Source organism: Oculatella sp. FACHB-28 (assembly GCF_014696015.1).
Taxonomy (GTDB): Bacteria; Cyanobacteriota; Cyanobacteriia; order Elainellales; family Elainellaceae; genus JAAUTN01.
This window is the reverse complement of sequence record NZ_JACJPJ010000018.1, coordinates 1-8070: the sequence shown is the minus strand read 5'-3', so window position 1 is coordinate 8070 and position 8070 is coordinate 1. Positions and strand designations below refer to the sequence as shown.

Annotated in this window: 6 protein-coding genes; 3 read left to right on the top strand and 3 right to left on the bottom strand. The window is 45.5% G+C overall.

The annotated features are described in order from the left end of the window. The coding region (locus H6F88_RS00595; RefSeq protein ID WP_199333391.1) for a BTAD domain-containing putative transcriptional regulator at positions 1-3481 on the top strand (3481 nt) is incomplete at its 5' end. Positions 3482-3494: 13 nt separating this feature from the next. Here the strand turns inward: H6F88_RS00595 and phnC are convergent. The 3 genes from phnC to phnD all read right to left on the bottom strand — a co-directional run bounded on the left by phnC (position 3495) and on the right by phnD (position 6205). Further along, positions 3495-4277 carry a phosphonate ABC transporter ATP-binding protein gene (gene phnC / locus H6F88_RS00590; RefSeq protein ID WP_190640818.1) on the bottom strand — a complete coding sequence of 261 codons (783 nt, stop codon included), beginning with the start codon at positions 4275-4277 and terminating at the stop codon, positions 3495-3497. A gap of 15 nt (positions 4278-4292) precedes the next feature. Then, the gene (phnE, locus tag H6F88_RS00585; protein ID WP_199333390.1) at positions 4293-5120 is read right to left on the bottom strand and encodes a phosphonate ABC transporter, permease protein PhnE; all 828 of its coding nucleotides are present in this window, start codon (positions 5118-5120) and stop codon (positions 4293-4295) included. Between the two features lie 77 nt (positions 5121-5197). Then, a complete protein-coding gene (phnD, locus tag H6F88_RS00580; protein ID WP_199333389.1) occupies positions 5198-6205 on the bottom strand; it encodes a phosphonate ABC transporter substrate-binding protein in 1008 nt (335 codons plus the stop codon). A gap of 173 nt (positions 6206-6378) precedes the next feature. Between phnD and H6F88_RS00575 the strand changes: the two genes are divergently transcribed. Continuing rightward, entirely contained in the window at positions 6379-7089 is a 711-nt protein-coding gene (locus tag H6F88_RS00575; protein WP_190640816.1) for an alpha/beta hydrolase, read from the top strand. A gap of 192 nt (positions 7090-7281) precedes the next feature. Beyond that, positions 7282-7839, top strand: coding sequence for a GNAT family N-acetyltransferase (locus tag H6F88_RS00570; RefSeq protein ID WP_190640815.1), 558 nt, complete (start codon positions 7282-7284; stop codon positions 7837-7839). Positions 7840-8070 lie beyond the last annotated feature (231 nt).

Below are 8070 nucleotides of genomic sequence, written 5' to 3'. Positions count from 1 at the left end.
TGGCGATCGCGCCAATGCCCTGCAAATTTACCATCGCTGCATGAGTGTGCTGCGTGAGGAGTTAGGTGTTGATCCGAGTCCCAACACACGCAAGCTGTATGAACAACTGCTGCGCGAGGAAGAAGCCACAAACTCGCCGACAAATGAAACAATCGCATCCGCTCCCGCTTCTCGAAACGCTGTTATTCAAGCATCTATCGCCACTGACTGGGGTGAAGCGATCGATGTCTCCATCTTCTACGGTCGAGAAACTGAACAGACCATCCTACATCAGTGGAGTATTAACGATCGCTCTCGGCTGCTCATGCTAGTGGGGATGGGCGGTATTGGCAAGACTACCTTATCCATCAAGTGGGCACAGAGCGTACAGCATGAGTTTGAATTGATTATCTGGCGATCGCTGCGAAACGCTCCGCCGCTGGAAACGCTTTTAGCGGATCTAATTCCATTTTTGTCTCATCAGCAGGATAGTGGAACAGAGCTGAACCGTCTGCTGCACTGGTTGCGGCACTCTCGTTGTTTAATTATTCTCGATAACTTGGAGACGATTTTACAGGAGGGTGATGGAGCAGGTTCCTACCGCACAGGCTATGAGAATTATGGTGAGCTACTGCGATTGGTAGCGGAAACAACTCATCAAAGTTGTCTCTTGCTCACTAGTCGGGAAAAACCTGCGGAAGTGGGGATTTTGGAAAGCGCTAATTCTCCTGTGCGATCGCTGTTGCTATCGGGTTCACCTGAAGCTGCCAGAGCGTTGCTGGATGCAAAAGGTTTAGTGGGAACTGATGCAGAAAAGCAACAGGTGTGCGATCGCTATAGCTGTAGCCCACTTGCCCTGAAAATTGTGGCGACTTCAATTCAAAGTTTATTTGATAGCAAGATTGCTCTGTTTTTAGAACAGGATGCATTTGTCTTTCAGGGAATTCGCCAGTTGCTTGACCAGCAGTTTAGGCGATTGACGGAAGTTGAAAAGATTGTGATGTATTGGCTGGCAATTAACCGAGAATGGACTTCTAGCAACGAGTTGATTGAAGATATTGTCCCAACTCCATCTCGCACCGTTGTTTTAGAAGCTTTGGAAGCATTGTCTCGGCGATCGCTCCTTGAAATTCAACTTGGCAGTTACACTCAACAACCTGTTGTAATGGAGTTTGTGACTGAGCGCTTTGTCAATCAGATCATTAAGGAATTGACTAGTGCTGAATTATCTCTATTTATTCGCTATTGTCTAATTAAAACCACTGTCAAAGATTATGTTCGAGAAAGTCAGGTTCGATTAATTTTGAACCCGATTGCAGCTCAGTTTCGTCACACGTTCAATACTCAAAATCTATTAAAACAACGCATCTCTCAGATATTGACAGTATTACAACAGCCAGACAATCACTTCTCTGGGTATGGTTGTGGCAATCTGATTAATCTGTGTAGCCACTTACAATTTGATCTACGAGCGTTTAACTTCTCCAACTTAATCATTTGGCACGCTTATCTACAAAAGGTGAATTTGCGCTACGTTGATCTGAGCCATACTATTGTCAATCATTCTGTTTTTACGCAAACTTTTGGCAGTATTCTTGCTGTCGCTTTCTCCAGCAATCAGTATTTGGCAGCCGCCGATACGAGCGGTGAAGTTTGGTTCTGGCGAACTCAACTCGATACTGACCAACTGGTGAGTGTGGGACAACCTCACTTGAGTTTGCGGGCACACAGCGATTGGGTTTGGTCAATTGACTTCAGCCCAGATGGACAAATGTTAGCCAGCGCGAGCGATGATCAAACTATCAAAATATGGGATATAAACACCGGACGTTGCCTCCAACAGTTGTTCTGTGGTAGTAAAGTTCGGGCACTGGCGTGGAGTCCTGATCAACAATTTCTCGCCAGTGGGAGCGTTGATCAGTGTATTCGGATTTGGGAACCTTACATGGGGCAGTGTCTCAAAACGCTTCAGGGACATGACAATAAAATTACGACTGTTGCCTGGAAGCCGATGCCTTCAACAAGCTCTAAAACAGAACCTCAACTGATCCTAGCAACCAGTAGTGCTGACCAGACAGTTAAACTATGGGACATCCTTTCAAATGAATGTGTTGCAACTCTCCAGGGTCACAATAATGCAGTGTTGGCTTTGGCATGGAGTTCTGATGGATGCACTCTTGCCAGCGGAGGAAATGACCAAACTATTCGGTTGTGGGATGTTGAAACACAGGAATGCTTGAACTGTTTGGAGGGACATACAAATGCCATTTGGTCGATCGTCTGGAACATAGATAGAACAACGATTGCCAGTGGAAGCGACGACCAAACAGTGAGAGTTTGGAATGCCTACACAGGGCAATGTGTGAAAGTGCTGCAAAACCATCAGAATTCGGTGCGATCGCTCGCGTGGAATCTGGATGGACAGGTGTTAGCAAGTGGCTCATTCGACCAAACAATTCGTTTGTGGCATCCCCGCTCTGGTTCTCATCTAAAAACGTTGCAGGGATATCGAAACACCATCCACTCGACCAGTTGGCATCCGGATGGACGAATACTAGCGAGCGGTGGGGATGACTGCCAGGTGTCCTTGTGGGACAGCAACACAGGGCAGCGTATTCACCTATTTGAGGGGCACAGCCATTCAGTTTGGACGGTTGCCTGGAGCGCGGATGGACAAACTCTGGCAAGCTGTAGTGATGATCAAACGATTCGACTGTGGGATCTCGAAAGCAAACAATGTTTGAGAAAGTTAGAAGGACACAGCAGCTTGATCTGGACAATGGCTTGGAGCCCGACCGGACAACTCCTTGCCAGTGGCTCCCACGACCATACAGTCAGGCTGTGGAATCCGCTGATGGGGCGCTGTTTAAAGGTTTTGAAAGGACATGAAAATTGGGTGAGAAAACTTGCCTGGAGCCCTAATGGACAATTGCTGGCAACCGGAAGTTACGACCAAACGTTGCGATTATGGAATCCGAGCGATGGCAGTTGTGCCCAGATCCTGCGTGATCCAAATAATTGGGTTTGGTCAATTGCATTTGCACCAGATGGCAAAACCTTAGCTAGCGGCAGCACCAATGGTGAAATCAAGTTGTGGGACGTAGCGACAGGAGACTGTCTCACCACTTTACAGGCACACAAAAATACAGTCTGGTCAATTATCTGGAGCGCAGACGGACAAACCCTAATCAGCGGCTCCCACGATCAAACGATCAAGCGGTGGCGGCTGCGAGATGGGCAGTGCCTCAGCACACTGGAAGGGCACACGAATTTGATTTGGACGATCGCGCTCAATCCAGACGATCAAATCTTGACTAGCAGTGGGGCTGATGAGGTGATTAAACTTTGGAATCTCCAAACAGGTGAATGCTTCAAATCAATTAAACCAGAACGTCCCTACGAGGGAACAAACATCACTGGAATTCAAGGTTTAACCGAAGCACAAAAAATAAATTTGAAAGCCCTTGGAGCGATCGAAGATGAAATTTCAGGTCATGAGTAGAAGTTAGGAACAGCTAAGACAACAGGAGTTCTTCGCTTGATACCCCATAGATTTGATTCAGTCGCTCGTCATGCAACTCAACGGTCTTGCCATCAAACTTGATCTCACCATTGGCAAGAGCGATCGCCCGTTCAAAGTAATGCCGCACAATTTGAACCTGATGCAATGAGGCAACCAGCGTAATCTCCTGCTCACGGTTCAGCATGAGCAACAGTTCCATCACTTTACGAGCCGATTCTGGGTCAAGGGACGCAACGGGTTCATCCGCCAAAATAATCGTTGCACCCTGCATTAAACACCGGGCAATCGCGACTCGCTGTTGCTGCCCCCCAGAGAGCCTTCCAGCCCGTTGGTAAGCCTGCTCAAGAATTCCCACTCGCTCTAAAGCCGCTAAGGCTTGTAGTTTTTCGGCATGGGTGAACCAGTGAAATAGCGATCGCCCCAAGGACACACGGGACAAATTGCCAATCAACACATTTTCGATCACGGTTAAACGATTAACTAAATTGAACTGCTGAAAGATAAAGCCAATCTGACTCCGCAGATTTCTCACTTTAGAGTGCAACAGCCCTGCCGATTGAATGGGTGTTCCAAAAATCTCTACTCGCCCACTATCTGCAATCTGAAGTCCGTTGATCAGTTTGAGTAATGTAGACTTTCCAGATCCCGAAGCCCCTACCAGCGCCACAATTTCCTTGGGAGCGATCGCCATACTGACATTCTTCAAGGCTTCTGTTTTAGCACCAGAACTGGCGCTAAATGATTTGGTTAAATTTCTTACTTCGATCGCTTGCATTTCAAGACAGCAAAATCAAATTAGCTTTTGTCGCAATTTAGAAGAAATCATATCAATCACTGCCACTGATGTGGCTAGAATTATCAAAATCGTGCACACTTGAGTGTACTCAAACGAGCGAAAACTTTGATAGAGAGATACCCCAATTCCCCCCGCCCCAACAATTCCTAACACTGATGCGGAGCGAACATTTGCCTCAAACAGATAAAGCGTAAACGATACCCACAGCGGCAACACTTGAGGCATGATGCCAAACAAAATTTCCTGTAGTTGGTTAGCGCCTGTAGCTCGAATGCCTTCAACCGGAGCTGGATCAATTGCTTCGATCGCTTCTGACAAAAGCTTTGCCAATATGCCAGATGTATGCACAAACAATGCCAGCACTCCAGCAAAGGAACCTAATCCCACCGCTACTACAAAGATTAGAGCAAACACCACTTCGTTAATTGCTCGCATTGCATCCAACAAGCAACGTACCGGAAAAACAACCCAAGCAGGACAAATATTGTCTGAAGCAAGCAGTGATAGAGGAACGCTAATAATTGCAGCGAGCAACGTTCCCCAGATTGCCATTGAGATAGTTTCAATCATCTCCTCTACATAGAGCCGCCAATGAGAGAAATCTGGTGGAAAATAGCGGCTAATGTACTCGGTCATATTACGGCTGCCTTGAAGTAATTCGCCCGCATCAAGCTCGCTTTGAATAGCGGAGAAGATAAGAATGGCGATCGCTAGCATCAAGTAGATGATTCGAGCAGGCGTAACTCGTTTAGCTTCTTGCTCCAACATTGCTCGAACAGCAGGAGAGATTGAGGCGTTAGTCACTGAGCGATTTTCTTCCATATTAATAATAATTCTTATATCAAACTCCTGACTGCGCTCAAATCTCAACCTTCTTGCAGAAGTGAGAGCCTAGAAATTTAGGACTGTAGTTCTTCTAACTGTTGTTCGAGTTGATTGATTTGCTGTTGTTTTTCCTCGGTACTTAGAGCTTGATTATTTTGAACTTCTAGAATGTCTTTTGCAATCTCCAATTCACGAATTGTATTCCAATCTTTATCCTCCGCAGGAACGAATCCAGACCAACCTAAAGGCTCCAAAACGGTTACATCTTTGTAGTTATAAAAGAAGGAGCTAATTTGTTCCTTTAAACAACTGGGCAAGTCTTTGCGATAGGCGATCGGTTCTGTAGGAATCACAGGAGAAGTCCAGATCACTTGAATCTTGGCTCGTGTCTCTGGATCAGATTTCTCCAGCATCGTCAACGTTTCACTATTATTTGTTGCCACATCTACCTGGTTATTGACGACTGCTAATGCTGTTGCTTCGTGGCTTCCTGCAAAAATTAGCTCTTTGAATGCCTCGTTTGGATTCATCCTATTCCTAGCAAAGATGTAATAGGTGGGAACCAAAAAACCCGAAGTTGAATTGGGATCATTAAATGCAAAGGTTAACTCGGCAGCATGGTCAACAATGTAGCGATCGCCCGTCCCTTCTTGTAAATCAACTTCATTTATAATTGGGTTTGCCACGTTTGTAATTAAATGTGAATAATAACCTTGGGTTCCATTTGAGTTGACGGTGCGCGTAAATGCTTCTGCATTCGATCGTTTAGCTGCTTCAATATATGCTTTTCCTCCATACCAGGCAAGCTGCAACTTATTAGCACCCATCGCTTCAATTACCCCTGCATAGTCAGTTGCATAAAATGCAATAACGGGTCGTCCTAATTCAGCTTCCATTGCAGCTAAAAAAGGAGCCCAATGGGTTTTTAAGTTTTCTTGAGATTCACTAGGGCTGATACCAAACTCAATCTCTTCTATTTCGGGAGCACAAGTCTCATCTCCAGTGTTGCTATCGGTATTAGAGATGCTGGTTCTTTGAGAAAATTGAGAATTTATACAGCTTCCTAAAAGGGTTGCACTCATGAATGCAACTGCCAGAACAGATGTAAATTTTGTAGAGAGTTGTCTTAACATAATGTTTTCTTCAAAGAAGATTCTTTTTGAAGAGAAGTTGTCGCACCTTGAAGAAATAGTAGAACCTTAGAAGCTTTTTTAGAATAGCCTGGTATTACAAGCTTGATTAATGAACTGAGGCAATGAGCTGCTTTCTATTGATACACGGCAATCGGCATGGCAAATGGGCATGGGACAAAGTTGTAGGTCTTCTGGAGAATCGTGGTCATGAGGCGTATGCGATTGACTTATCTGGACACGGAGACGATCCAACCCCACGAGAAAGGATTAACCTACAGACCTACCGAAACGCGGTCATTCAGTATGTCGAAGAGCACAACTTTAACAATCTCATTCTAGTGGGTCACTCTGCTGGTGGAATGGTACTTGCAGCGGTTGCGAAGGCGCTTTGCGATCGCCTATCAGGCATGGTGTTTATAGCAGCGCTGGTTCCTGAGCAAGGTGAATCTCAAATGGACTACGTTTCGCTGGATCAGCGAGATGCCTATCTTAAGATGGCGCAAAACCGCTCAGATTACAGCATACCCATTAGCTATGAGCAGGCACGGGAACGGTATTTTGACGAATTTTCAGATACAGAAGCGCATCTCTTCTTTAGCAAGTTAACTCCTGAACCGTTTGGTGCAATGACCAGTAAGGTTGAGGATGACGAACTATTTAAGCTGCAAATTCCAATGCTATACATCTTATGCAGGAACGATCAGGCGTTACCCATCGAAACCTGCCGAGCCTGCGCCCGTAAGCTGAAGGCAACTATCATCGAACTCTGGTCTGGTCACGATGTAATGCTGTCGCATCCTGAGGAACTAGTCAAAATCTTGGAAACGTTTTGAGCGATTAATTTGGCAATATTTGATCATGCATCTTGCAACCTACACAACTTAATCTCTTCAAACATTCTCTTGTAGAGGGTTCCAAACACTTCAGAACGCTTTGGGAACGTTTTGGGAACACTTTTTATATTAACTAGAGTTGGATACATCGCAACGCTTTCGTATCTGTCACTCAGTTAAAGGAGAAATCGTATGCAGATTAAAGCACCAAATTCAAATGAAGAACCTAGTTCCCGTCAAACAATAATGTTTGAGATTCGAGTTGCTACCCAATTCGATGAACCATTCTTGTGGGAGATGCTCTATGAAGCGGCTCAAATGGAGGAGGCAGGCGAAGTTTTAGACGACGCTAAACGCAATCCTCACTTGGCTCGCTATGTCGCTAACTGGGGACAAGCCAATGACATTGGTTTCCTGGCAATTCATCCTGCAACTCAACACCCTGTAGCCGCTGCTTGGTTGCGGTTGCTGCCAGATGACCGCAAGGAATATGGCTATAGCAAAAATGGAATTCCTAAGTTGGCGATCGCCACTGCTAAATCCTTCAGGCACATGGGAGCGGGCACACAACTGATGGAAGCATTGGTGCAATACGCCACTGAAAAATATTCTGCTATTTACCTGACGGTGCGGGCTAACAATGCCCCAGCCATTCAGTTTTACACTAAGCTTGGATTTAAAAAAACTCCAAACAGCGAGGTGATCAATCGAGTAGGAGGACAATCGTTTGCCATGTTGCTTGAGTTGTAGCCATTTCCCTGTAAGAGAATAGCAATTAGGACTTACGCAAGCGTCATTTTGATAGAGGGGTTTTTGAGTTGCTCAATGAGATAGTCATCCAGTAGCCCTTGCTTGAGTTGATAGAGAGGGGTATGTCAATGGATTTGTGTCAAAGATCTAAATTTAGAGAGGAAAGCGATCTTCATAAGCGATTGCAAACTGATTTAGAGCAGGTCTCCAATCTCGAATTGGCATCGTCCA